General features: G+C 67.4%; 19 protein-coding genes and 1 pseudogene. 7 read left to right on the top strand and 13 right to left on the bottom strand.

Going from position 1 to position 22,544, the window contains the following annotated elements:
• Window positions 1–33 precede the first annotated feature (33 nt).
• Window positions 34–879, top strand: a complete 846-nt coding sequence (locus tag AC1Z3W_RS28830) for an NRDE family protein (RefSeq protein WP_124833174.1) — start codon at window positions 34–36, stop codon at window positions 877–879.
• Window positions 880–895: 16 nt separating this feature from the next.
• On the opposite strand, the gene AC1Z3W_RS28835 is transcribed toward AC1Z3W_RS28830, so the two are convergent.
• From AC1Z3W_RS28835 to AC1Z3W_RS28860, 6 genes are all read right to left on the bottom strand, one after another.
• Window positions 896–1,336: a GNAT family N-acetyltransferase gene (locus tag AC1Z3W_RS28835; protein ID WP_057925315.1), complete on the bottom strand. Its 441-nt coding sequence runs from the start codon at window positions 1,334–1,336 to the stop codon at window positions 896–898.
• Between the two features lie 34 nt (window positions 1,337–1,370).
• Complete coding sequence (locus AC1Z3W_RS28840) at window positions 1,371–2,330, bottom strand: alpha/beta hydrolase (protein ID WP_124833173.1); 960 nt, start codon at window positions 2,328–2,330, stop codon at window positions 1,371–1,373.
• A 61-nt stretch (window positions 2,331–2,391) separates the two neighbouring features.
• Complete coding sequence (locus AC1Z3W_RS28845) at window positions 2,392–3,390, bottom strand: NADP-dependent oxidoreductase (RefSeq protein ID WP_483509005.1); 999 nt, start codon at window positions 3,388–3,390, stop codon at window positions 2,392–2,394.
• 107 nt (window positions 3,391–3,497) lie between these two features.
• On the bottom strand, window positions 3,498–3,977 hold the full coding sequence (locus AC1Z3W_RS28850) for a PaaI family thioesterase (protein WP_006753420.1): 480 nt from the start codon (window positions 3,975–3,977) through the stop codon (window positions 3,498–3,500).
• Complete coding sequence (locus AC1Z3W_RS28855) at window positions 3,974–4,291, bottom strand: Dabb family protein (protein WP_057925319.1); 318 nt, start codon at window positions 4,289–4,291, stop codon at window positions 3,974–3,976. The genes AC1Z3W_RS28850 and AC1Z3W_RS28855 overlap by 4 nt, the downstream gene beginning before the upstream one ends.
• 308 nt (window positions 4,292–4,599) lie before the next feature.
• Complete coding sequence (locus AC1Z3W_RS28860; protein WP_057925320.1) at window positions 4,600–5,130, bottom strand: isochorismatase family protein; 531 nt, start codon at window positions 5,128–5,130, stop codon at window positions 4,600–4,602.
• Between the two features lie 172 nt (window positions 5,131–5,302).
• Here AC1Z3W_RS28860 and AC1Z3W_RS28865 point away from each other — a divergent pair.
• Window positions 5,303–5,818, top strand: a pseudogene (locus AC1Z3W_RS28865) (hypothetical protein); the annotation flags it as partial.
• A 146-nt stretch (window positions 5,819–5,964) separates the two neighbouring features.
• Here AC1Z3W_RS28865 and AC1Z3W_RS28870 read toward each other — a convergent pair.
• From AC1Z3W_RS28870 to AC1Z3W_RS28890, 5 genes are all read right to left on the bottom strand, one after another.
• Window positions 5,965–7,365, bottom strand: a complete 1,401-nt coding sequence (locus tag AC1Z3W_RS28870; protein ID WP_057925322.1) for a sensor domain-containing diguanylate cyclase — start codon at window positions 7,363–7,365, stop codon at window positions 5,965–5,967.
• A gap of 313 nt (window positions 7,366–7,678) precedes the next feature.
• Window positions 7,679–8,857 carry an acetyl-CoA C-acyltransferase gene (locus tag AC1Z3W_RS28875; protein ID WP_057925323.1) on the bottom strand — a complete coding sequence of 393 codons (1,179 nt, stop codon included), beginning with the start codon at window positions 8,855–8,857 and terminating at the stop codon, window positions 7,679–7,681.
• 43 nt (window positions 8,858–8,900) lie between these two features.
• Window positions 8,901–9,533 carry a bifunctional nicotinamidase/pyrazinamidase gene (gene pncA, locus AC1Z3W_RS28880; protein ID WP_057925324.1) on the bottom strand — a complete coding sequence of 211 codons (633 nt, stop codon included), beginning with the start codon at window positions 9,531–9,533 and terminating at the stop codon, window positions 8,901–8,903.
• A 43-nt stretch (window positions 9,534–9,576) separates the two neighbouring features.
• On the bottom strand, window positions 9,577–11,661 hold the full coding sequence (locus AC1Z3W_RS28885) for a 3-hydroxyacyl-CoA dehydrogenase NAD-binding domain-containing protein (RefSeq protein ID WP_057925325.1): 2,085 nt from the start codon (window positions 11,659–11,661) through the stop codon (window positions 9,577–9,579).
• Window positions 11,662–11,846: 185 nt separating this feature from the next.
• Window positions 11,847–13,490: a 3-(methylthio)propionyl-CoA ligase gene (locus AC1Z3W_RS28890; protein ID WP_124833170.1), complete on the bottom strand. Its 1,644-nt coding sequence runs from the start codon at window positions 13,488–13,490 to the stop codon at window positions 11,847–11,849.
• A 164-nt stretch (window positions 13,491–13,654) separates the two neighbouring features.
• Between AC1Z3W_RS28890 and AC1Z3W_RS28895 the strand changes: the two genes are divergently transcribed.
• From AC1Z3W_RS28895 to AC1Z3W_RS28915, 5 genes are all read left to right on the top strand, one after another.
• Window positions 13,655–15,223, top strand: coding sequence for a protein adenylyltransferase SelO (locus tag AC1Z3W_RS28895; RefSeq protein ID WP_483509006.1), 1,569 nt, complete (start codon window positions 13,655–13,657; stop codon window positions 15,221–15,223).
• A gap of 38 nt (window positions 15,224–15,261) precedes the next feature.
• Window positions 15,262–15,693, top strand: a complete 432-nt coding sequence (gene msrB / locus AC1Z3W_RS28900) for a peptide-methionine (R)-S-oxide reductase MsrB (protein ID WP_057925328.1) — start codon at window positions 15,262–15,264, stop codon at window positions 15,691–15,693.
• A gap of 124 nt (window positions 15,694–15,817) precedes the next feature.
• Window positions 15,818–16,348, top strand: a complete 531-nt coding sequence (locus AC1Z3W_RS28905; protein WP_057925329.1) for a septation protein A — start codon at window positions 15,818–15,820, stop codon at window positions 16,346–16,348.
• A 1-nt stretch (window position 16,349) separates the two neighbouring features.
• Window positions 16,350–16,658: a BolA family protein gene (locus AC1Z3W_RS28910; protein WP_057925330.1), complete on the top strand. Its 309-nt coding sequence runs from the start codon at window positions 16,350–16,352 to the stop codon at window positions 16,656–16,658.
• An 18-nt stretch (window positions 16,659–16,676) separates the two neighbouring features.
• Entirely contained in the window at window positions 16,677–17,459 is a 783-nt protein-coding gene (locus AC1Z3W_RS28915) for a peptidylprolyl isomerase (protein ID WP_057925331.1), read from the top strand.
• A gap of 172 nt (window positions 17,460–17,631) precedes the next feature.
• On the opposite strand, the gene AC1Z3W_RS28920 is transcribed toward AC1Z3W_RS28915, so the two are convergent.
• Together AC1Z3W_RS28920 and purL are read right to left on the bottom strand one after the other, a co-directional pair.
• Window positions 17,632–18,174: a GNAT family N-acetyltransferase gene (locus AC1Z3W_RS28920; protein WP_124833168.1), complete on the bottom strand. Its 543-nt coding sequence runs from the start codon at window positions 18,172–18,174 to the stop codon at window positions 17,632–17,634.
• Window positions 18,174–22,238, bottom strand: coding sequence for a phosphoribosylformylglycinamidine synthase (gene purL / locus AC1Z3W_RS28925; RefSeq protein ID WP_483509007.1), 4,065 nt, complete (start codon window positions 22,236–22,238; stop codon window positions 18,174–18,176). The genes AC1Z3W_RS28920 and purL overlap by 1 nt, the downstream gene beginning before the upstream one ends.
• Window positions 22,239–22,544 lie beyond the last annotated feature (306 nt).

Consider the following 22,544-nt stretch of genomic DNA (forward strand, 5'->3'; position numbering starts at 1 on the left):
GGCGCGCGATGTTTCCTGCGAGAGATTCGCCCGATGTGTCTGATTGCCTTCGACTGGCAGCCTGATGCCGCCGCCGGTCCTGTCTTTACCCTGACCGCCAACCGCGACGAATTCTTTCGCCGTACGAGTGCGCCGCTTTCGTGGTGGGAGGACGTGCCGGGCGTGCTGGCCGGCCGCGATCTCGAAGCGGGCGGCACGTGGCTCGGCGTGTCGCGCGACGGCCGCTTCGCGGCGCTGACCAATTACCGCGCGCCGTTCGACATTCGCGCGGGCGCGCCGACCCGCGGCAAGCTCGTGTCCGATTTCCTCCGCGGCCCGTCCGTCGCGCCGCTCGATTACCTCGGCGAACTGGCCGAGCATGCGGCCGTGTACAACGGCTTCAACCTGCTGGTCGGCGACTGGAAGCGGCGCGAGCTCGCATGGTTCTGCAACCGCGCGGCCGAAGGCGAAACCAGTGTCGCCGCGCCGGTCGCGATCGTCGCCGGCGTGCATGCGCTGTCGAACGCGCGGCTCGATACGCCTTGGCCGAAAGTCGTGCGCAAGCGCGCGGAGCTCGGCACGCTGCTGACCGACAACCCGACCCCGTCGCTTGACGAACTGATCGAGCTGATGCGCGATCCGCATGTCGCGGACGACGACGCGCTGCCGCACACCGGCATTCCGATCGAGCGCGAGCGTGCGCTGTCGGCTGCGTTCATCGAGACGCCGGAATACGGTACGCGCGGCACGACCGCGCTGCGCGTGACGATGAAGGAAGGCGTGCGGCTGACGGTCGACATCAAGGAACGCTGCGACGACGACGGCTCGCACCGCACCGTTCGCCCGGGCACGTTCGAGCGCACGTTCACGTTCGACATCGACGCGACGCAGCCGCGCTGAACCTGCGCGTGCGGCGCTAGGGCGCGCGCGCCATCTCGACGTGCGGCACGCCCACTTCGACGAACGGATCGCCGATCGTCGTGAAGCCGTGCCGCACATAGAACGACACCGCGGCATCCAGCGCGTAGAGCCGCACGACCGGCTCGCCGCGGTGCCGCGCCGCATCCAGCAGCGCGTGCAGCACGGCCGATCCGGCGCCCTGCCCGCGCGCGTCGGCCAGCACCGCGACGCGACCGATCGTACCGGAGCGCAACAGCCGCCCCGTCGCGACCGCGCGGCGTGTGCCGGTCGCCGCGTCGACCCGGTAGGCCACCGCGTGCAGCGACAACGGATCCTCGTCGTCGAGCTCCCATTCCGGCGGAATCCGCTGCTCGCGCACGAACACCGCATCGCGAATGCGCGCGGCATCGCCGCCCAGCACCGTCCAGTCGCCCGTTTCCACCCAGCCGTCGGTCATCGCTTCCTCCGCGCGGCGTCGGGCGCCGCCATCGTCAAACGTCGTCGAATGCGGCCCTGAGCGCCGCCACCGCGTCGGCATGCGCGGCCCGCACCTCGGGCACATAGCCGCCCATCTTGAAGAACTCGTGGATCATCCCCGGATAGCAGGCGAGCGTGACCGTGTTGCCGGCCGCACGCAGCTTGTCCGCATACGCGGCGCCCTCGTCGCTCAGCGGATCGTATTCGGCCGTCGCGATCCATGCCGGTGCGACACCGGCGAACGACGGTGCATCGCGCCTGCCGTCGAGCGGCGCGAAACGCCAGTCGTCGCGATCGGACCGATCGCGCACGTATTGCGTGAAGAACCACTGGATCGTGTCCTGCGTCAGCAGGTAGCCGTTCGCGAGGCGCGCGTGCGATTCGGTGTCCTGGTGGCCCGTCACGCCCGGATAGATCAGCATCTGCAGCGCAAGATCGATGCCCGCGTCGCGCGCGAGCACCGCGCAGACGGTCGCGAGCGTGCCGCCCGCGCTGTCGCCGCCGACCGCGAGCCGCGTCGCGTCGATGCCGAACGCGGCGGCCTCGCGATGCAGCCAGCGCAATGCGTCGTCGGCGTCGTTCACCGCGGTCGGAAACTTGTGTTCGGGCGCGAGCCGGTAGTCGACCGACAGCACCGCGCACTGTGCATCGCGCGCGAACATCCGGCACAGCGCGTCGTGCGTGTCGACGCTGCCGACCGTGAAGCCGCCGCCATGGTAATAGACGAGCGCCGGCAGCGGCTCGGCGAGGCTCGGTTCGACCGGCACGTACAGCCGCGCGCCGATCATGCGGCCGTCGCGCGTCGGCACGACGCAGGCCTCGACCGAATGCATCGGCGCGGGCGCGACGTCGAGGATCGGCGCGCTCTTCTCGTACGCGGCGCGCGCCTGCTGCGGCGTCTGGTGGTGATAGGACGGACGTTTCGCGCGCTCGACCATGTCGAGCACCTGGGCGATCTTCGGATTCAGCGGCATCGGTGAGGACGGCGCGTGCGGCGCCGCGAGCGGACAAGCGTCACATGATGCCATGCGCGGGTCAGACGAGCTGCACGAGCTGCTTGCCGAAATTGCGCCCTTTCAGGAGCCCGACGAACGCCTCCGGCGCCCGCTCGAGCCCGTACGCGATCGTCTCGCGGTAATGCAGTTGCTTCGTCGCAACGAGTTCGCCGAGTTCAGCCAGCGCGGGCGACCACGCGTCGGGATGCTCGAACACGATGAAGCCCCGCATCGTCAGCCGCGAGCGCAGGATCAGGCCCGGATTCGCGAGCGGTACGGGCACGCCGTCGTAGCCGGCGATCATCCCGCACACGGCAATCCGGCCGAACGCGTTCATGCGCGCCATCGTCGCGTCGAGCACCGCGCCGCCGACGTTCTCGAAGCAGCCGTCGACGCCGTCCGGCGTCGCGGCAGCCAGGTCGTCGGTCAGCCGGCCGGCCTTGTAGTCGACGCACGCGTCGAAGCCGAGCGTGTCGACTACGTAGCGGCACTTGTCGGGGCCGCCGGCAATCCCGACCGCGCGACGTCCGGCACGTTTCGCGAGCTGGCCGACGACGCTGCCGACCGCGCCGCTCGCCGCACTGACCACGACGGTTTCGCCGGCCTTCGGCGCGATGATCCGGTTCAGCCCGACCCACGCGGTCACCCCCGGCATGCCGGCCACGCCGAGCCATGCGGACAGCGGCACCCGCGACGTGTCGACCTTGCGCAGCCCGCTGCCGGTCGACGTGCCGTATTCCTGCCAGCCGAACTGGCCGACCACCTGCTCGCCGACCGCAAAATCCGGATGCCGGGACTCGATCACCTCGCCCGCCGTGCCGCCGATCATCACCTCGTTCAACGGCTGCGGCGCCGCGTACGACTTCGCATCGTTCATGCGTCCGCGCATGTACGGATCGAGCGACAGGAAGTGGTTGCGCACCCGCAGTTCGCCGTCCGCCAGCGGGGCGAGCGGGGTTTCGACGAGCCGGAAGTTGTCGGCGCTCGCGACGCCTTGCGGGCGCGACCCGAGCAGGATCTGGCGGTTGACCGTGTTCATTGCAGCCTCCCTGGCCTCATTCGCGCGTATCGTCGTCCCGCTGCGCATCCGAGCCTCAAAACGAAACGGCCCTGCCTGTGATCAGGCAGGGCCGCGCGTTCCGGCGCTTACGCGTCGCTCGGGCCGGGCTGGGCATCCGGTGCCGTGCGCGTGCGTTGCCGCTTGATGTCGCGGCCCACCGCGAGCCGCCGCATGTACTTGAACGTGCCGAGCGCCTTCGCGACGAAGTTGCCGTCGCTGTCACGCACTTCGCCTTCGCAGTACGCCATCGTCGTCGAACGATGCATCACGCGGCCATACGCGCGCAGTTCGCCGCGCCCCGGCTGCATGAAGTTCACCTTCATCTCGACCGTGACGACACCGACGCCGTCGTCGGTCAGGCTGCGCGCGGCCATCGCGAGCGCGATGTCCGACAGCGTCATCGTCACGCCGCCGTGCGCGATGCTCCACGTGTTCATGTGCCGCTCGTCGAGCGGCAGCACGATTTCGCTCGCCCCATCCTTCGCGGACACGAGCCGCACGCCGAGCAGATCGACGAACGGACTTTCAATCGACGGGCCGTCCGTCGGGGACGCCGCGTCGCTCATCGTGCCGCGCTTTCGGACAGATAGTCGACGCACTGGCGCGATTCGGCCACCGCAACGACGAATTTCTTCACTTCCTGGTGAACCGGGTGCACCTGATACGCATCGAGCGCGGCCTGGTCCGTGAAATCGGACACGAGCACGACGTCCGACGTCGCGTCGAGGCCCGGCGTCGCCACGCCGACGTCGAGTTGCAGAATACCCGGCACGAGGTCGCGGCAGCCTTCGAGCTTTTCCTTCAGCTTCAGCGCGTTCTGCGCGCGCGTGCCGCCTTCGGCCGATTCCTTCAGCTTCCACATGACGATATGTCTGATCACTTCCGTTGCTCCTGTTCGTGTTGATTCGCCATTCCGGCCGAAACCCTCGCCGGTCATGGATGTTCCACTGCTCCGCCATTCACGCGCGCCGGCAAGCGCGGCCGGCCACGGGAACGCGGATGTCCAAACGGGCATCATTTCACACCTGCGGCAGCGATGCCCGCTTTTTCTCCGCCTCTCTCGCCGATGCCAGGCCCCCGCTCGCGAGTGCCGGCCCGCCAGACTAGCCTGCGCCAACGAACAGTAACCAGAGGCTCGCCTGCCCGGTTGCCGACGTGGCGTTCCGGGCCGCACCCGGACGCCGTGATTCACTTGATCAGTTGCAGCACGTCGCGAAAACGCGGATGCCGGCTGGAGCCCAGCCATTCGAACCCGATCATCTCGACGGTCGCAATCTCCACGCCCTTCGCCCGGAGCCTGTCGATCGCCGCATCGCGATCCACCGTCTTGCGAGAGCCCACGGCATCGCGGACCACCGTGACTTTACGGCCGCTACGCAACAAGCCGAAGGCCGTTTGCAACACGCAGACGTGTGCCTCGCAACCGGCAACGATGACATTGCTGCGCTCGGCCGGAAGCGCATCGGCCAGACCATCCGCGCACGCGTCGAAATGGTCCTTGGCCACGGTCTCCGAGCACAACTCCTTGAGGTCCGACACGTTCTCGCCAAGCCGGAGCGGACTCTGCTCGGTACCGATGACCGGCACCTCGAAGATCCGCGCAATTCGGCCGAGCCGAACGGCCTGTGCCACGACAAGCGTCCCGTCGTGGATCGCCGGCATCAGTCGGGGCTGAAAATCAACCAATACGAGCACTGAATCGTCGGGTACGTGTAGCACCGCGCTTTCTCCAAAATAATGCAAAGGCGATCTCGACCGCCGACGATCGCCGATGAAACGCCCGGCTCCGCGAAGGACCGAAATCGAAAGCGGAGGAAGCCTCCAAGCCTACCAAATTTGTCGGCTTCGACGAGTGAACCGCGGGCATTGCAGTTCGTGACCGGAATTCAAAGGCGGCTTCGCGCTGCTGTTCGGCACGCCGCCGGACGACGAACTCCAGCGGCTCGTCACCGACGTCGGGATGCTGATCGCGAACCCCGCCTATGCGAGCCAGGCGCTGTGGCCGAAGTTCACGAGTTCCGCGTATCACGGCACGGTGATCTGGTCGTGGCAGCAGGCGATGTGGGTCGCCGGGCTCGATCGGCAGCTCGCGCGCCAGGACCTGTCGGACACGACGCGCACGCTGCTGACGCAGGCACGGCAGACGATCTGGCAAGTGATCTCGAACGGACGCGACATGCGCACGTCGGAGATGTGGACCTGGTCATACGTCAACGGCCAGTACCAGACCGATGCATTCGGCACGCGCAGCGCGGATGCGACCGAGGCCAATGCGGCGCAGCTATGGAGCACGACGTATCTCGTGATCCGCGATCCGCAACTGCGCTCGGGCAAGTACTGGTGGCAGGCGTCGCAGCGGATGCGGGATGCGCAGCCCGAGAAAGCGGCGGCCGTTGCGTCGCGATAGATGACCTGCCAGTCAAACGAAAGCCCCGCACGCGGATTCACGTGCGGGGCCTCGTCCAGGTTGTCCGCGAACCGCGGTGTCCGTCACATCGCCCCATCGTGCTGCATTTGCACGCGCCGCGTCGCCGGATGCGCGGCGGTCGTTCGTCAGTGCGCGACCACGCGATTGCGCCCGTCGCGCTTGGCCTGGTACAGCCGTTCATCGACCGCGCGCAGCAGCGCATCGACCGTGCTGCCGTCGACGCCGTACTGCGCGACGCCGACGCTGACCGTCACCTGCACGCGCTTGAAATCCAGCCCGAACGGCGAACTCGCGATCGACGAACGCACGCGCTCGGCCGTCATGCGCGCGCCTTCGAGCGGCATCTCGGGCAACAGCGCCATGAACTCCTCGCCGCCGACCCGCGCAAGCGCGCCCGCCGGACGAATCGCCTCGAGACACTGGCGCACGACGCCGCGCAGCACCTCGTCGCCGATCTGGTGCCCGTACGCGTCGTTGATGTGCTTGAAGTTGTCGAGATCGAGCGCGAGCAGGCAGAACGGCGTGCCGTCGCGCTCCGCGCGGACGATCTCGCGCTCGATCTGCGCGATGAACTGACGGCGATTCGACGCCCCCGTCATCGGATCGGTCGCGGCCATGTACTCGAGCTTCTGGTTCGTGCGCCGCAACTCCTGCAGCGCACTCTCGGTGCGCGCCATCGATTCCGACAGCCGGCTCATCAGGTCCTCCTGGCTGTAGATCGCCGAGAACGAGCGGGTCGTCTGCAGCGCCTGGACGACGCCGTAGCTGAGCAGGAAGAATCCACCCGCGAAGATCGCATGCGCGAGCCACCACATGTGGTTCCACGGCTTGCCGAGCATGAACGCGAGCGACGACAGCGCGAACGCCATGATCGACATGCCGTAGATCACCATCAGCGGCGAACGGATGCGCCGTGCAAGCAGCACGCCGACATTCAGCAGCGAAAACACCAGCGCGCCGCCTTCCATCGACATCCGCGTGCCCAGCGCGCCGGCGATCGGCGAATACGCAATGTACGCAACCGCCACGTTGATGGTCATGAAAAACGCGATCCACGGCAGCCAGGTTCGCGCACGCGTACGCTTCTCCGCGCGATCGGGCGGATCCGAATACGACAGCAGGCCCGTCAGCAACAGGATCGACATCACGAGACGAGACGCGGGTCCGTACAGCAGGAACAGCCAGATATTGTGGTGCGCCATCCCGGTGAAAAGACCGTGCAGCGCGTAGATCATCGCGAAACCGAGAAAGCCGAGTGTCAGCCAGCGCAGCAGCGGCTCGCCGGACGACCGGTAGCACACCCACGTTACGTACGTGACGAACGCGCCCTCGAGGGTTGCGGCCGCGATCGCGATTTCATGGAATGCGTGGCTCTCGAACACGACGTGCGGGTCGCTGAAGAACCACAGATAGCCAATCAGATAGGCCGGCAGCAATGCGAATCCGACCAGCAGGCATTTTGCGTAGAGCCTCGCGGCCGCGCTGACGACGCGCGGCGGTTCCCCGGCTGCATAGATCGTGCTCAATTTATTCCCCGTTCGGTCTGCTGCGTGGTTCGAACGTCCACGGCGCCGGAAACGCACGATGCATCGTCTTCGCCGGCTACCGGAAACGCGCCGCGTGCGGTGGTGCGACGCACGCGCTGGCCCATCCCGCCGAAAGGCAAATGTCAGAGCAAGTATAGATGCGGCAATTCGTTTGACAAGTAAGGGGAAACGGCAACATCGAATCCGCGCCGTTTATCTCCCGACCCTTACGAATCGTATGCAATGGTGCCGATTCGTCGCGCGGTCGCGACTTCCGTCGAAGGAAGCCGCAACCGCCGCACAGCCAAAAAAATCAGATGATTTCGAACAGGCCGGCCGCCCCTTGCCCGCCGCCGATGCACATCGTGACGACCACGTATTTCACGCCGCGCCGCTTGCCTTCGATCAGCGCATGGCCCGTCAGGCGCGCCCCCGATACGCCGTACGGATGGCCGACCGCGATCGCGCCGCCGTTCACGTTCAGGCGGTCGTCAGGAATTCCGAGCGTGTCGCGGCAGTACAGCACCTGCACCGCGAACGCTTCGTTCAGCTCCCACAGGCCGATGTCGTCGACTTTCAGGCCTGCCTGCTTCAGCAGCTTCGGCACCGCGAATACCGGGCCGATGCCCATCTCGTCCGGCTCGCAACCGGCCACCGCGAAACCGCGGAACACGCCGAGCGGCTGCAGCCCTTCGCGCTGCGCGACATCCGCGTTCATCACCACGCATGCCGACGCGCCGTCCGAGAACTGGCTCGCGTTGCCTGCGGTGATCACGCCGCCCGGCACGGCCGAACGGATCTTCGACACGCCTTCGAGCGTCGTGTCGGGCCGGATGCCTTCGTCGGCCGACACCGTCACGTCCTGCGTGAACAGCCGGCCCGTCGCCTTGTCGGCGATGCCCGCGCGCACGGTGATCGGCACGATCTCGTCACGGAAGCGCCCGGCTTCCTGCGCGGCCGCGGCCCGCAGTTGCGACTGCACGCCGTACTCGTCCTGCCGCTCCTTCGCGATGCCATAGCGCTTCGCGACGTTCTCCGCCGTCTGCAGCATGTTCCAGTAAATCTCGGGCTTGTGCTGGACGAGCCAGCCCTCCTGGATCATGTGGTGGTTCATCTCGTTCTGCACGCACGAGATCGATTCGACGCCGCCTGCGACATACACGTCGCCCTCGCCCGCGATGATCCGCTGTGCGGCGAGCGCGATCGTCTGCAGTCCAGACGAGCAGAAACGATTCACCGTCATCCCCGGCACGCTCACCGGCAGGCCGGCGCGCAGCGCGATCTGCCGCGCGATGTTGGCGCCGGTCGCGCCTTCCGGGTTCGCGCAGCCCATGATCACGTCCTCGATGCGCGCGGGGTCCAGCTTCGCGCGTTCGAGTGCCGCGGCGACCACGTGGCCGCCGAGCGTCGCGCCGTGCGTCATGTTGAATGCGCCGCGCCACGATTTCGCGAGCGGCGTGCGTGCGGTCGATACGATTACGGCTTCGGTCATGCGAATCTCCTTCGGTCCTGCTTCATGTCCTGATGGGAATGCGCTACGCCGTCGGGCGCGCGCCCGCGGACGTCACATGTGCGACGCCCGCCGCCTGCATCTGTTGCCATGCGTGCGCGAGCGACCCGTTCAGGTCGATCGCGCGGCACGCATCGTTGATCACTGCGGCTTCGAAACCGGCCGCGCGCGCGTCGAGCGCCGACCACGCGACGCAATAGTCGGTCGCGAGGCCACAACACCACACGCGCTTCGCGCCGAGTTCGCGCAGATAGCCGGCGAGCCCCGTGCGCGTCGTGCGGTCGGCTTCGACGAACGCGGAATAGCTGTCGACCTGCGCGTCGCCGCCCTTGCGGATCACGAGCCTCGCATGCGGGATGTCGAGGTCGCGATGCAGCGCCGCGCCTTCGGTGTCCCGCACGCAGTGCACGGGCCACAGCACCTGCTCGCCGTACGGCAGCGCGAGCGTCGAGAACGGCTCGCGCCCCGCATGGTTCGCCGCGAACGACACGTGTTCGCGCGGGTGCCAGTCCTGCGTGAGCACGACCTGGTCGAAGCGTTGCGCGAGTGCGTTGATCACCGGCACGACCGCGTCGCCGTCCGGCACCGCGAGTGCGCCGCCCGGCATGAAGTCGTACTGCACGTCGATCACGAGCAACACGTCGTCAGTGCGTTTCATTGCGTTTCTCCTTGCGAGCCAGGTCGTGCCGTTACGCGGGCCGTCAGCCGTTGAACCCGCGCCCGGCCGCCGCCAGCTCGACGATCGACGGCGCGAGCTGCCACGCATCGCCGTTCGGTGCGGCCGCGTAGCGGCGGATCGCCCGTTCGACGTTGTAGAGGCCGACCATGTCCGCGTACAGCATCGGGCCGCCACGCCACAGCGGGAAGCCATACCCGGTCAGATAGACCATGTCGATGTCGGACGCCTTCGACGCGATCTTCTCCTCGAGAATCTTCGCACCCTCATTGACGAGCGCGAACACGAGCCGCTCGACGATCTCGTCGTCGCCGATCTTGCGCCGCTCGACGCCGCGCTCCTTCGAATACGCGACGACCATCTCGTCGACGAGCGCCGACGGCTTCGCCTTGCGCTCGCCCGGCACGTAGTCGTACCAGCCGCCACCCGTCTTCTGGCCGAAGCGGCCCTGCTCGCACAGGCGGTCGGCGATCTTCGAGTACTGCAGATCGGGCTGCTCGACATAGCGGCGCTTGCGGATCGCCCAGCCGATGTCGTTGCCGGCGAGGTCGCTCATCCGGAACGGGCCCATCGCGAAACCGAACTTCTCGATCGCACGATCGACCTGCGCGGGCAGCGCGCCTTCCTCGAGCATGAAGAGCGCCTGGCGGATGTACTGCTCGATCATCCGGTTGCCGATGAAGCCGTCGCACACGCCCGACACCACCGCCGTCTTGCGAATCTTCTTGGCGACCGCCATCACGGTGGCGAGCACGTCCTTCGCGGTCTGCGCGCCGCGCACGACCTCGAGCAGCTTCATCACGTTCGCGGGACTGAAGAAGTGCATGCCGACCACGTCCTGCGGACGCTTCGTGAACGCGGCGATCTTGTCGACGTCGAGCGTCGACGTGTTCGACGCGAGAATCGCACCCGGCTTCGCCACCGCGTCGAGCTGGCCGAACACCTGCTCCTTCACGCCGAGTTCCTCGAATACGGCCTCGACGATCAGGTCGGCATCCTTCAGGTCGTCGTAGGACAGCGTCGGCGTGATCAGCGCCATGCGCGCGTCGAGCTTCTGCTGCGTGAGCTTGCCCTTCTTTACCTGCGCGTCGTAGTTCTTGCGAATCGTGGCCAGCCCGCGGTCGAGTGCGTCCTGCTTCGTCTCGAGGAGCGTGACGGGCAGCCCCGCGTTGATGAAGTTCATCGCGATCCCGCCGCCCATCGTGCCCGCGCCGATCACGCCGACGCGGCGAATCTCGCGCACCGGCGTATCGGCCGGCACGTCGGGAATCTTGCTCGCCGCGCGCTCGCCGAAGAACGCATGGCGCAGCGCGCGGCTTTCCGGCGTCATCATCAGCGCGACGAAGCCGTCGCGCTCGGCGACGCTGCCCTTGTCGAAGCCGTTCAGCACGCCGGCCTCGATCGCGTCGATGCACTTGTGCGGCGCGGGGAAATTCGGCGCGGCGGCGCGCGCCGAATTGCGCGCGAACTGGATGAAGCCCGCGGCGTTCTCGTGGACGATCTTGCGATCGCGCACGCGCGGATGCGGCCCCTTCTGCGCGCCGACCTTGCGCGCGAATACGACGGCCGCGTCGAGCAGGTCGCCGTCGGCCATTTCGTCGAACAGCCCGCTCGTCGCGAGCTGCTCCGACGGCACCGGCGCGCCCGACACGATCATGTTCAGCGCGGTTTCGAGCCCCACCGCACGCGGCAGCCGCTGCGTGCCGCCGGCGCCCGGCAGCAGGCCGAGCTTCACTTCAGGCAGCGCGACCTGCGCACCGGGCGCCGCGACACGATAGTGCGCGCCGAGCGCGAGCTCCAGGCCGCCGCCCATCACGACGCTGTGCAGCGCCGCGACGACCGGCTTCGCGCTCGCCTCCACCGCGCGGATCACGGTGTGCAGCGTCGGCTCCTGCAGTGCCTTCGGGGTATTGAATTCGGTGATGTCGGCGCCGCCCGAGAACGCGCGGCCCGCGCCGGTCAGGACGATCGCCGTGACCGACGGATCCTGCACGGCGCGATCGAGCGCCTCCAAGACGCCCTGGCGCGTCGACAGGCCGAGCCCGTTGACGGGCGGATTGTTGAGCGTGATGACGGCCACGCCGTCGCGAATCGAGTAATCCACTGCCATCTGCCTGCCTCCATGCATCGCGCGCCGGGGTGGCTGCGCTTCATTGTGCGCGGTCGAACAGCCGCATGTCCGGATCGAACGGAGGCAGCATACAGCAAAAAAGCACGGTCGTTCAATTTGAATTTTTTCCCGACCCGGGGGCCGGATCGGGCGACCGCTCGGTGGACCCCGTCGCCGGTCCCGGCTTACGGCTCGCAGACCGCTGTCGGCAGCACGTAGTCGCGGAACGTCTCGCGCAGCTTCAACTTCTGCAGCTTGCCGGTCGCGGTGTGCGGCAGCGATTCGACGAACACGACGTCGTCGGGCACCCACCACTTCGCGACCTTGCCCTCGTAGAACGCGAGCAGCGCGTCGCGGGTCAGGTTCGCCCCCTCGCGCGGCACCACGACGAGCAGCGGACGCTCGGTCCATTTCGGGTGCGCACACGCGATGCACGCGGCTTCGGCGACGCCCGGGTGCGCGATCGCGACGTTCTCGATGTCGATCGAGCTGATCCACTCGCCGCCCGACTTGATCACGTCCTTGCTGCGGTCGGTGATCTGCAGGAAGCCATCGGGGTCGATCGTCGCGACGTCGCCGGTCGGGAACCAGCCGTCCGACAGTGGCGACGTATCGCTCTTGAAGTAGTGATCGATCACCCATGGCCCACGCACCTGCAGTTCGCCGAACGCTATGCCATCCCACGGCAGTTCGTGGCCGTCGTCGCCGACGATCCGCATGTCGACGCCGCAGATCACGCGCCCCTGCTTCTCGAGCAGCCGGCGCTGCGCGTCGAGCGGCCGCTGCGACTGCGCCCAGTTCAGCTTCGCGAGCGTGCCGAGCGGCGACAGCTCGGTCATCCCCCACGCGTGGATCACGCGCACGCCGTATTCGTCCTCGAACGTGCGCAGCATCGCGGGCGGGCATGCGGAGCCGCCGATCACCGTGCGGTTCAGCGTCGAGAAGCGCACGCCGGCCTCGCGCATGTAGTTCAGCAGCCCGAGCCACACGGTCGGCACGCCCGCGGAGAACGTCACGCGCTCGGCCTCCATCAGTTCGTACAACGACTTGCCGTCGAGGTCCTTGCCGGGCAGCACGAGCTTGCCGCCCGTGAGCGGCACCGCGTACGGCAACCCCCATGCGTTCACATGGAACATCGGCACGACCGGCAGCACCGCATCCAGCGCCGACAGGTTCATCGCGTCGGGCAGCGCCGCACCGTACGCGTGCAGCACCGTCGAGCGATGCGAATACAGCACGCCCTTCGGGTTGCCGGTCGTGCCCGACGTGTAGCAGAGGCCCGACGCCTGCAGTTCGTCGAGGCGTGGCCAGTCGTAGCGGCCGTCCTCGGCGTCGACGAGCGTTTCATAGCACAGGTACGGCGTCGCACCGGACGGCAGGTGCGCTGCGTCCGTCATCGCGACCCAGCCCTTCACGTGCGGGCATTGCGGCGCGATCGCATCGACGAGCGGCGCGAAATTGATGTCGAAGAAGACGTAGCTGTCTTCCGCGTGATTGACGATGTAGGCGATCTGCTCGGGAAAGAGGCGCGGGTTGATCGTATGGCACACGGCGCCCATCCCGCCGATCCCATAATACGCCTCCAGATGCCGGTAGCCGTTCCAGGCCAGCGTGCCGACGCGCTCGCCCGATTCGACGCCGAGCCGTGCGAGCGCCTGCGCGAGGCGCTTCGCGCGTTGCTCGCAGTCGCGGTACGTGTAGCGATGCAGGTCGCCTTCCACTCGCTTCGACACGATCTCCGTGTCGCCCGCATAACGCGCGGCATGCGCGATCAGCGACGACACCAGCAACGGCATGTCCATCATCTGGCCCAGCAACGGCTTACCCATCGTCTTGTTCTCCCTGAAGGACGCGAATCGGTGACCAGCCTCGAAGCGGTGCGCCTGCCTGCTGCCCGTCCACGGCCCGGACAGGCCAGACGCCGGGCGCGCGGGCTACCATGCGGGCGGCGCGGCGCCGCCTTACAATATCGGCTTACCCAGAGGCGCTCAACATGTCGTTTTCCCGAAGCGCAGCCGATACGGCTGACACTCTCCCCGACCTCGCCGCCACGCTCGGCACGCCGGCCGATGACGCGTTCGTCACGCTCGGCGACGCGTTTCATACGCGGCTGCCGGCCGCGCCGTTGCCCGCGCCGTACGTCGTCGGCTTTTCCGACGAAGTCGCGCAGTTGCTCGGCCTGCCGGCCTCGCTCGCGGCACGTCCCGGATTCGCCGAGCTGTTCGCCGGCAACCCGACGCGCGACTGGCCCGCGAACGCGATGCCGTACGCATCGGTGTACTCCGGTCACCAGTTCGGCGTATGGGCCGGCCAGCTCGGCGACGGCCGCGCGCTGACGATCGGTGAACTCCCCGGCGCCGACGGCCAGCGCTACGAACTGCAGCTCAAGGGCGGCGGCCGCACGCCGTACTCGCGCATGGGCGACGGCCGCGCGGTGCTACGTTCGTCGATCCGCGAATTCCTGTGTTCGGAAGCGATGCATCATCTCGGTATTCCGACCACGCGCGCGCTCACGGTAATCGGCTCCGACCAGCCGGTCGTGCGCGAGGAGATCGAGACGTCGGCCGTCGTCACGCGCGTGTCGGCGAGCTTCGTGCGCTTCGGCCACTTCGAGCACTTCTTCTCGAACGATCGCCCGGACCTGCTGCGCCAGCTCGCCGATCACGTGATCGACCGCTTCTACCCGGCATGCCGCGATGCCGACGATCCGTACCTCGCGCTGCTCGAAGCCGCGATGCTGCGCACGGCCGACCTCGTCGCGCAATGGCAGGCGGTCGGCTTCTGCCACGGCGTAATGAACACCGACAACATGTCGATCCTCGGCGTGACGATCGATTACGGTCCGTTCGGCTTCGTCGACGCGTTCGACGCGAACCACATCTGCAACCACTCCGACACGAGCGGCCGCTACGCGTACCGCATGCAGCCGCGCATCGCGCACTGGAACTGCTACTGCCTCGCGCAGGCGCTGCTGCCGCTGATCGGGCTGCAGCACGGGATCGCCGATGACGATGCACGCGCCGAGCGCGCGGTCGACGATGCGCAGGCCGTGCTCGCGAAGTTTCCGGAACGCTTCGGCCCCGCGCTCGAACGCGCGATGCGTGCGAAGCTCGGCCTCGAGCTCGAACGCGAGAACGACGCCGAACTCGCGAACAAGCTGCTCGAGACGATGCATGCGAGCCATGCGGACTTCACGCTGACGTTCCGTCACCTCGCGCAGTTGTCGAAGCACGACGCGAGCCGCGACGCGCCGGTGCGCGACCTGTTCATCGACCGCGACGCGTTCGACGCGTGGGCGAACCTCTACCGCGCGCGGCTGTCCGAGGAGACGCGCGACGACGCGGCCCGCGCGGCCGCGATGAATCGCGTGAACCCGAAATACGTGCTGCGCAACCATCTGGCCGAAGTCGCGATCCGGCGCGCGAAGGAAAAGGACTTTTCCGAAGTCGAACGGCTCGCGCAGGTGCTGCGCCGGCCGTTCGACGAACAACCGGAACATGAAGCGTATGCGGCATTGCCGCCCGACTGGGCCGGGTCGCTCGAAGTGAGCTGCTCGTCGTGACCCGCACGACCCGGCCGACCGATCAGGAGAACTCTCACATGTCACACGATTCCGACGATAAAACCTACCCGTACCGGAAGGACGATGCCGAACTGCGCCGCCGGCTCACGCCGATGCAGTACGAGGTCACGCAGCATGCGGCGACCGAGCGCGCGTTCACCGGCGAATACACCGACACCGAGGACGCCGGCATCTATAAATGCGTCGTCTGCAGCACGCCGCTGTTCGAATCCGGCGCGAAATTCCATTCGGGCTGCGGCTGGCCCAGCTACTTCAAGCCGCTCAACGGCGAGGTGATCGACGAGAAGATCGACCGCTCGCACGGGATGGTGCGTGTCGAAGTCCGCTGCAACCATTGCGGCGCGCATCTCGGCCACGTGTTCGAGGACGGCCCGCGCGACCAGACCGGTTTGCGGTACTGCATCAATTCGGCTGCGTTAAACTTCGAGTCCCGACCCGAAAACGAATGAGCGGTGCCGGACGGATCGATCGGGCAGCCTTGCCGGCTGCTCCGATCCCGGACGGTGGCGCCTGGCGGGTCCCCACAACGGTGAAAGGCCGCGCAATGCGGCCTTTCACGCAGCTGCGAGCGCCATGAAATTCCTGTTCGATCTGTTTCCGATCATCCTGTTTTTCGCCGCCTTCAAGGTCTGGGGCATCTTCACCGCCACCGCCGTCGCGATCGTCGCGACACTGGCCCAGGTCGCGTGGGTCGCCTTCCGGCACCGGAAGGTCGACACGATGCTGTGGGTCAGCCTCGGCGTGATCGTCGTCTTCGGCGGCGCCACCCTCGTCCTGCATGACGAAAAATTCATTCAATGGAAACCGACTGTGCTGTACTGGCTGTTTGCGATCGGGCTGTTCGCCGCGCGCTATGCGTTCGGCAACAACCTGATCGAGAAGATGATGGGCAAGCAGCTCACGCTGCCACACCCCGTGTGGGACAAGCTGAATGTCGCGTGGGCGCTGTTCTTCGCGGTGCTCGGCGTCGCGAACCTGTACGTGGTACACAACTTCACCGAATCGCAATGGGTGAACTTCAAGCTGTTCGGCACGACGGGCGCGATGGTCGTATTCATCATCCTGCAGAGCCTGTGGCTCACGAAGTACCTGAAGGACGAATGACATGACCGACGCCTTTCTGAACGCCTCGCCCGACGAACGCATCGCGCTGATCGAAGCGCGCCTCACCGCATCGCTCGCACCGCTGTCGCTCACCGTGCGCGACGACAGCGCGCAGCACGCGGGTCACGCCGGCGCGGCTGCGGGCGGCCACTTCACGGTCACGATCGTGTCGGCCGCCTTCGCGGGCAAGCCTCGCGTCGCGCGGCATCGGCTGGTGTATGATGCGCTCGCTGATGCGATGCAGCGCGGCATTCACGCGCTTGCGATCGTGGCTTACACGCCCGAAGAATTCAACGAATCTTCAATCTAGTCTCAACAGGAATTCCCGATGATCCTGAAATCCCCCCGCTTGTGGGTCGCGGCGGCTGCTTTTGCAGCGGCACCGGCATTCGCCCAGAACATCGCCGTCGTCAACGGCACGCCGATTCCGAAGTCGCGCGCCGATGCGATGGTCGCGCAGCTCGTCCAGCAAGGCCAGACCGACAGCCCGCAACTGCAGCAGGCCGTGCGCCAGGAACTCGTGAACCGCGAAATCCTGATGCAGGAAGCGATCCGCGAAGGCATCCCGAACCGTCCGGACGTGAAGGCGCAGGTCGCCGTCGCGCAGCAGACGGTCGTGCTGCGCTCGATGATCGAGAGCTTCCTGAAGAAGAACCAGCCGACCGACGCGGAAGTGAAGGCGCGCTATGACGATCTCGTGAAGGGTGCCGGCGGCAACCGCGAGTACCACCTGCACCACATCCTCGTCGACAGCGAGCAGCAGGCGAAGGACCTGATCGCGAAGATCAAGGCCGGCGCGAAGTTCGAGGATCTCGCGAAGCAGTACTCGAAGGATCCGGGTTCGGGCAAGAACGGCGGCGATCTCGACTGGTCCGACCCGAAGGCGTACGTACCGGAATTCGCGGCGGCAGCGCAGAAGCTGCAGAAAGGCCAGATGACCGACACGCCGGTGAAGACGCAGTTCGGCTGGCACATCATCCGTGTCGACGACATCCGCGACATCGCCCCGCCGCCGTTCGACCAGGTGAAGGCGCAGATCGCGCAGCAACTCGTGCAGCAGAAGCTGCAGGCGTTCGAGGAAGGTCTGCGCCAGCAGGCGAAGATCCAGTAACGTCGGCGACGCTCGCTTACGCAAAGGCCGCTCTCTGTGGAGCGGCCTTTTTCTTTTTCAGGTGCGCTTGCTTGCGGTCAACCGATCCACACCGCGGCCGCGCACAAGAAAAAGCCGCTTCAAGGCGGCTTTTCAGAACGGCAGGATCACGTACGGGCAGCGCAGCGAACCGCTATGCCGGATAGAACGCAGCGTGATAACGGACCTCCCCCGACGGCCGCGGCGCGGCGTCGTCGAACGCCAGCGCGAGGAAATACTCGGGTGGCGCCCCCGGGAACACGAGATCGCCGGACGGCGCGAAGTTGAAACGCGCGTAGTACGCGGGATCGCCGAGCACGACGCAGCCGCGCGCACCGAGCCGGCGCAACGCGTCGAGCCCCGTGCGCACGAGTCCCGCACCGATGCTCTGGCGCTGGCACTCGGGCCGCACCGCGAGCGGCGCAAGCCCATACCACGCGTGGCTGCCGGCCGGCTCGCCGCCGATCGACACCGGCGAGAACGCGACATGGCCGATCACGCGGTCATCACGCTCCGCAACGAGCGACACGCCGAGCGCGCCGTCCGCGCGCAGCGCGTCGACGATCTGCCGCTCGAACTGCCCGTGCTGCGGTTCGCCCTCGAACGCAGCCACGATCACGCGACCGATCGCCTCGACGTCGCTCGCGCGTTCGTCGCGCAGCGTGACGATCTCGACCGGTGCGTGCGGATCGAACATCAGCCGATCCAGCGGCGTGCGTTACGGAACACGCGCATCCACGGGCTCGCTTCGTCCCACCCTTCCGGATGCCAGCTCATCGTGACCGTGCGGTGCACGCGCTCCATGTGCGGCATCAGCACCGAGAAGCGGCCGTCGGCCGTCGTGACCGACGTGATGCCGGCCGGCGACCCGTTCGGGTTGAACGGATAGCGCTCGGTCGCTTCGCCGCGGTGGTCGACGTAGCGCATCGCGACCGCGACGCGATCGATGTCGCCCTGCTGCGAGAAGTCCGCATAGCCTTCGCCGTGCGCGACCGCCACCGGAATCCGCGAGCCTTCCATCCCTGCGAAGAAGATCGACGGCGACTTCTCGACCTCGACGAACGAGAAGCGCGCCTCGAACTGCTCGGACTTGTTGCGCGTGAACTTCGGCCACGCTTCGGCACCCGGAATCATCGACGCGAGGCTCGACAGCATCTGGCAACCGTTGCAGATGCCGAGTGCAAACGTGTCGGGGCGCGCGAAGAAGGCCGAGAACATGTCGGCAAGGTTCGCGTTGAAGCGGATCGTCTTCGCCCAGCCTTCGCCGGCACCCAGCACGTCGCCGTACGAGAAGCCGCCGCACGCCACCGCGCCCGCGAAATCGGCGAGCGTCGCACGACCGGCCAGCAGGTCGCTCATGTGCACGTCGTGCGCATCGAAGCCCGCGCGGTCGAACGCGTACGCCGTTTCAAGGTGCGAATTCACGCCCTGCTCGCGCAGGATCGCGACGCGCGGGCGAGCGCCCGTCGCAATGAACGGCGCGGCGATGTCGTCGGCCGGATCGAACGTCAGCACCGGCGAGATGCCCGGGTCGGCCGCATCGAGCAGCGCGTCGTATTCGGCATCCGCACACGCGGGGTTATCGCGCAGGCGCGCGATGCGCCAGCTCACTTCACCCCATGCACGATGAAGTTCGGCGCGCGGCGCGTCGAAGACCTTCTTCGCGTCGCGGTACACCTCGATCACGTCGCGATCGTTGACCGTTCCGATCACGTGCGAGCACGCCGACAGGCCGAACTCGCGCAGCGCGCCCAGCACCGCGTCGCGATCGGCCGCGCGCACCTGCACGACGGCGCCGAGCTCTTCCGAGAACAACGCGCGCAGCGTGCGATCCTCGCGACGGCCGCTCGTCTGCTTCGCCCAGTCCTTCGCGTCGCCGTAGTCGGACTCGTGATTCGGGTCGAGCGTCAGCATGTCGACGTTCAGCGACACGCCCGCGTGACCCGCGAACGCCATTTCGCACACTGTCGCCCACAGGCCGCCGTCCGAGCGGTCGTGGTACGCGAGCAGCTTGTCTTGCGCGTTGAGCGACTGGATCGCGTTGAAGAAGCGCTTCAGGTCTTCCGGATCGTCGACGTCCGGCGTCGCATCACCGACCTGCTGCGTGACCTGCGCGAAGATGCTGCCGCCCATCCGGTTCTTGCCGCGACCGAGATCGATCGCGATCAGCACGCTGTCGCCTGCGTCGGCGATGCGGCGCAGTTGCGGCGTCAGGTGACGGCGCACGTCCTCGACCGGCGCGAACGCCGAGATGATCAGCGACACCGGCGACACCACTTCCTTCGCGATGCCCTGCTCGTCCCACTTGGTCTTCATCGACAGCGAATCCTTGCCGACCGGAATGCCGATCCCGAGCGCCGGGCACAGTTCCATGCCGATCGCCTTGACCGTGTCGAACAGCGCGGCGTCCTCGCCGGCCGTGCCGCATGCGGCCATCCAGTTCGCCGACAGCTTCAGCTTGTCGAGCGACGCGATCGGCGCGCTCGCGATGTTCGTGATCGCCTCGCCAACGGCCATGCGGCCCGATGCCGGCGCGTCGATCACCGCGAGCGGCGTGCGCTCGGCCATCGTCATCGCCTCGCCCTTGAAGCCCGCGTAGTCGAGCGCGGTCACCGCGCAGTCGGCCACCGGCACCTGCCACGGGCCGACCATCTGATCGCGCACCGACGTGCCGCCGACCGAACGGTCGCCGATCGTGATCAGGAACGACTTGCTGCCGACCGTCGGGTGCTTCAGCACGTCGACCGCGACTGCCGACAGCGCGACGCCCGTCACGTCGACCGGCGCACGCTCGGTGGCGACACGCGTGACGTCGCGGTGCATGCGCGGCGGCTTGCCGAGCAGCACTTCCATCGGCATATCGACCGGGTACTCCTCGACGCCCGTCGCTTCGTCGTCGACGAGCTTCAGCTCGCGTTCGTCGGTCGCGACGCCGACCACCGCGAACGGGCAGCGCTCACGCGCGCAGATTGCCTCGAAGCGCGGCAGGTCGGCCGGCGCAATCGCCAGCACGTAGCGCTCCTGCGCTTCGTTCGACCAGATTTCGCGCGGCGACAGGCCCGATTCCTCGAGCGCGACCTTGCGCAGTTCGAAGCGCGCGCCCTTGCCCGCGCCGTCCACGATTTCGGGGAACGCGTTCGACAGGCCGCCCGCGCCAACGTCATGGATGCTCAGGATCGGGTTTTCCGCGCCGAGCTGCCAGCAGCCGTTGATCACTTCCTGTGCGCGACGCTCGATTTCCGGGTTGCCGCGCTGCACCGAATCGAAGTCGAGTTCGGCCGTGTTCGCGCCGGTCGCCATCGAGCTCGCGGCGCCGCCCCCCATCCCGATCCGCATGCCGGGGCCGCCGATCTGGATCAGGAGCGAGCCTGCCGGCACGTCATGCTTGTGCGTATGTTGATCGGCGATGTTACCGAGGCCGCCCGCGATCATGATCGGCTTGTGATAGCCATGCACCTTCCCGCCGACGTTCTGCTCGTACACGCGGAAGTAGCCGCCAAGGTTCGGGCGGCCGAATTCGTTGTTGAACGCGGCGCCGCCGAGCGGGCCGTCGATCATGATCTGCAGCGGCGATGCGATGCGATCCGGACGGCCGTACGGGCCATGCGCGTCGTTCGGGTTGCGCTCGCCGACCGGCTGAGCCGCGTCGCGTGCGTTTTCCCACGACTGGCGTGCGTCGGGCAGATCGAGGTTCGACACGGTGAAGCCGGTGAGGCCGGCCTTCGGACGCGCGCCGCGGCCCGTCGCGCCTTCGTCGCGGATCTCGCCGCCCGCGCCGGTCGCCGCGCCCGGGAACGGCGAGATCGCCGTCGGGTGGTTGTGCGTCTCGACCTTCATCAGCGTGTGCGTGAGCTCGGTGTGGCGGCCATAGCGTTCACCAGGCTCGCCGGCCGCACCCGCGTTGCGCGGGAACCAGCGTTCGGCTTCGGCGCCGACCATGATCGACGAGTTGTCCGAATACGCGACGATCGTCCCCTGCGGGCTCAGCTTTTCGGTGTTGCGGATCATCGCGAACAGCGACATGTCCTGATCCTGCCCGTCGATCGTCCACTGCGCGTTGAAGATCTTGTGGCGGCAATGCTCGCTGTTCGCCTGCGCGAACATCATCAGCTCGACGTCGGTCGGGTTGCGTTCGAGCTTGCGGAACGCGTCGACCAGATAGTCGATCTCGTCGTCGGCAAGCGCGAGACCCAGCTCGACGTTCGCGCGCTCGAGCGCGCCGCGGCCGATGCCCAGCACGTCGACGGTTGCGAGCGGCTTGGCCGGCAGTTCGTCGAACAGGTGCTTCGCGTCGTCGCGCGCGGCGACCACGCTTTCGGTCATCCGGTCATGCAGCGCGGCCGCGACCGCTGCGCGCGCATCGTCGGACAGCGCCTTCTTGCCGCCGAGCAGGCCCGACTTCAGCGTGACCGTGAACTCGACGCCGCGCTCGATGCGGCGTACCTGCGTGAGGCCGCAGTGCTGCGCGATATCGGTCGCCTTGCTCGCCCACGGCGAAACCGTGCCGAAGCGCGGCAGCACGACGAAGGTCTCGGCCGTCCCCTTTTCGGCCGCCGGCTCGAACGGCGCGCCGTAGTGCATCAGCGCGTCGATGCGGGCGCTGTCGTCGGCCGACAACGGCTCGACCGCATTGACGAAGTGCAGGAACTGGCCGCGCACCGCGACGATGTTGGCGTCGATTTGCCTGAGCGTGTCGAGCAGACGGGTTTGACGGAAATCGGAGAGGGCCGAAGCGCCGGGAAAACACGAGAAGTGAGCCATGGGCTGGACTGACGTCGATGAGTCGCGCGAGGTGGCGACGTGGGGCGAAAGGAAGGCCGTAATTATACCCGGAAGTCGGTCGCCCCAGACCGGCTGATCGGCACGGGTCGCGCACCGCGACGGTGCACCGGCACCCGCGCGCCCAACCGCCCCGCCGGGCCTGCGTGCGCGGCCGCGGCAACCGGCGGCAACCGGCGGCGGCACGACGGCGGCACGACGGCGGAACAGGATAGGCTCGCGTGGCGCCGGTTCGCGCGATTTTGGCGCTATCATTCCCGGTTCACCGGGCCGCGGGCCCGTCAGCGA

It is taken from the genome of Burkholderia sp. 10_S31, from assembly GCF_056930375.1.

Coding starts and splice junctions, on each gene's coding strand:
- AC1Z3W_RS28830 (WP_124833174.1), top strand. CDS start 34: ATGTGTCTGATTGCCTTCGACTGGCAGCCTGATGCCGCCGCCGGTCCT.
- AC1Z3W_RS28835 (WP_057925315.1), bottom strand. CDS start 1,336: ATGACCGACGGCTGGGTGGAAACGGGCGACTGGACGGTGCTGGGCGGC.
- AC1Z3W_RS28840 (WP_124833173.1), bottom strand. CDS start 2,330: ATGCCGCTGAATCCGAAGATCGCCCAGGTGCTCGACATGGTCGAGCGC.
- AC1Z3W_RS28845 (WP_483509005.1), bottom strand. CDS start 3,390: ATGAACACGGTCAACCGCCAGATCCTGCTCGGGTCGCGCCCGCAAGGC.
- AC1Z3W_RS28850 (WP_006753420.1), bottom strand. CDS start 3,977: ATGAGCGACGCGGCGTCCCCGACGGACGGCCCGTCGATTGAAAGTCCG.
- AC1Z3W_RS28875 (WP_057925323.1), bottom strand. CDS start 8,857: ATGACCGAAGCCGTAATCGTATCGACCGCACGCACGCCGCTCGCGAAA.
- pncA (WP_057925324.1), bottom strand. CDS start 9,533: ATGAAACGCACTGACGACGTGTTGCTCGTGATCGACGTGCAGTACGAC.
- AC1Z3W_RS28885 (WP_057925325.1), bottom strand. CDS start 11,661: ATGGCAGTGGATTACTCGATTCGCGACGGCGTGGCCGTCATCACGCTC.
- AC1Z3W_RS28890 (WP_124833170.1), bottom strand. CDS start 13,490: ATGGGTAAGCCGTTGCTGGGCCAGATGATGGACATGCCGTTGCTGGTG.
- AC1Z3W_RS28895 (WP_483509006.1), top strand. CDS start 13,655: ATGTCGTTTTCCCGAAGCGCAGCCGATACGGCTGACACTCTCCCCGAC.
- msrB (WP_057925328.1), top strand. CDS start 15,262: ATGTCACACGATTCCGACGATAAAACCTACCCGTACCGGAAGGACGAT.
- AC1Z3W_RS28905 (WP_057925329.1), top strand. CDS start 15,818: ATGAAATTCCTGTTCGATCTGTTTCCGATCATCCTGTTTTTCGCCGCC.
- AC1Z3W_RS28910 (WP_057925330.1), top strand. CDS start 16,350: ATGACCGACGCCTTTCTGAACGCCTCGCCCGACGAACGCATCGCGCTG.
- AC1Z3W_RS28915 (WP_057925331.1), top strand. CDS start 16,677: ATGATCCTGAAATCCCCCCGCTTGTGGGTCGCGGCGGCTGCTTTTGCA.
- AC1Z3W_RS28920 (WP_124833168.1), bottom strand. CDS start 18,174: ATGTTCGATCCGCACGCACCGGTCGAGATCGTCACGCTGCGCGACGAA.
- purL (WP_483509007.1), bottom strand. CDS start 22,238: ATGGCTCACTTCTCGTGTTTTCCCGGCGCTTCGGCCCTCTCCGATTTC.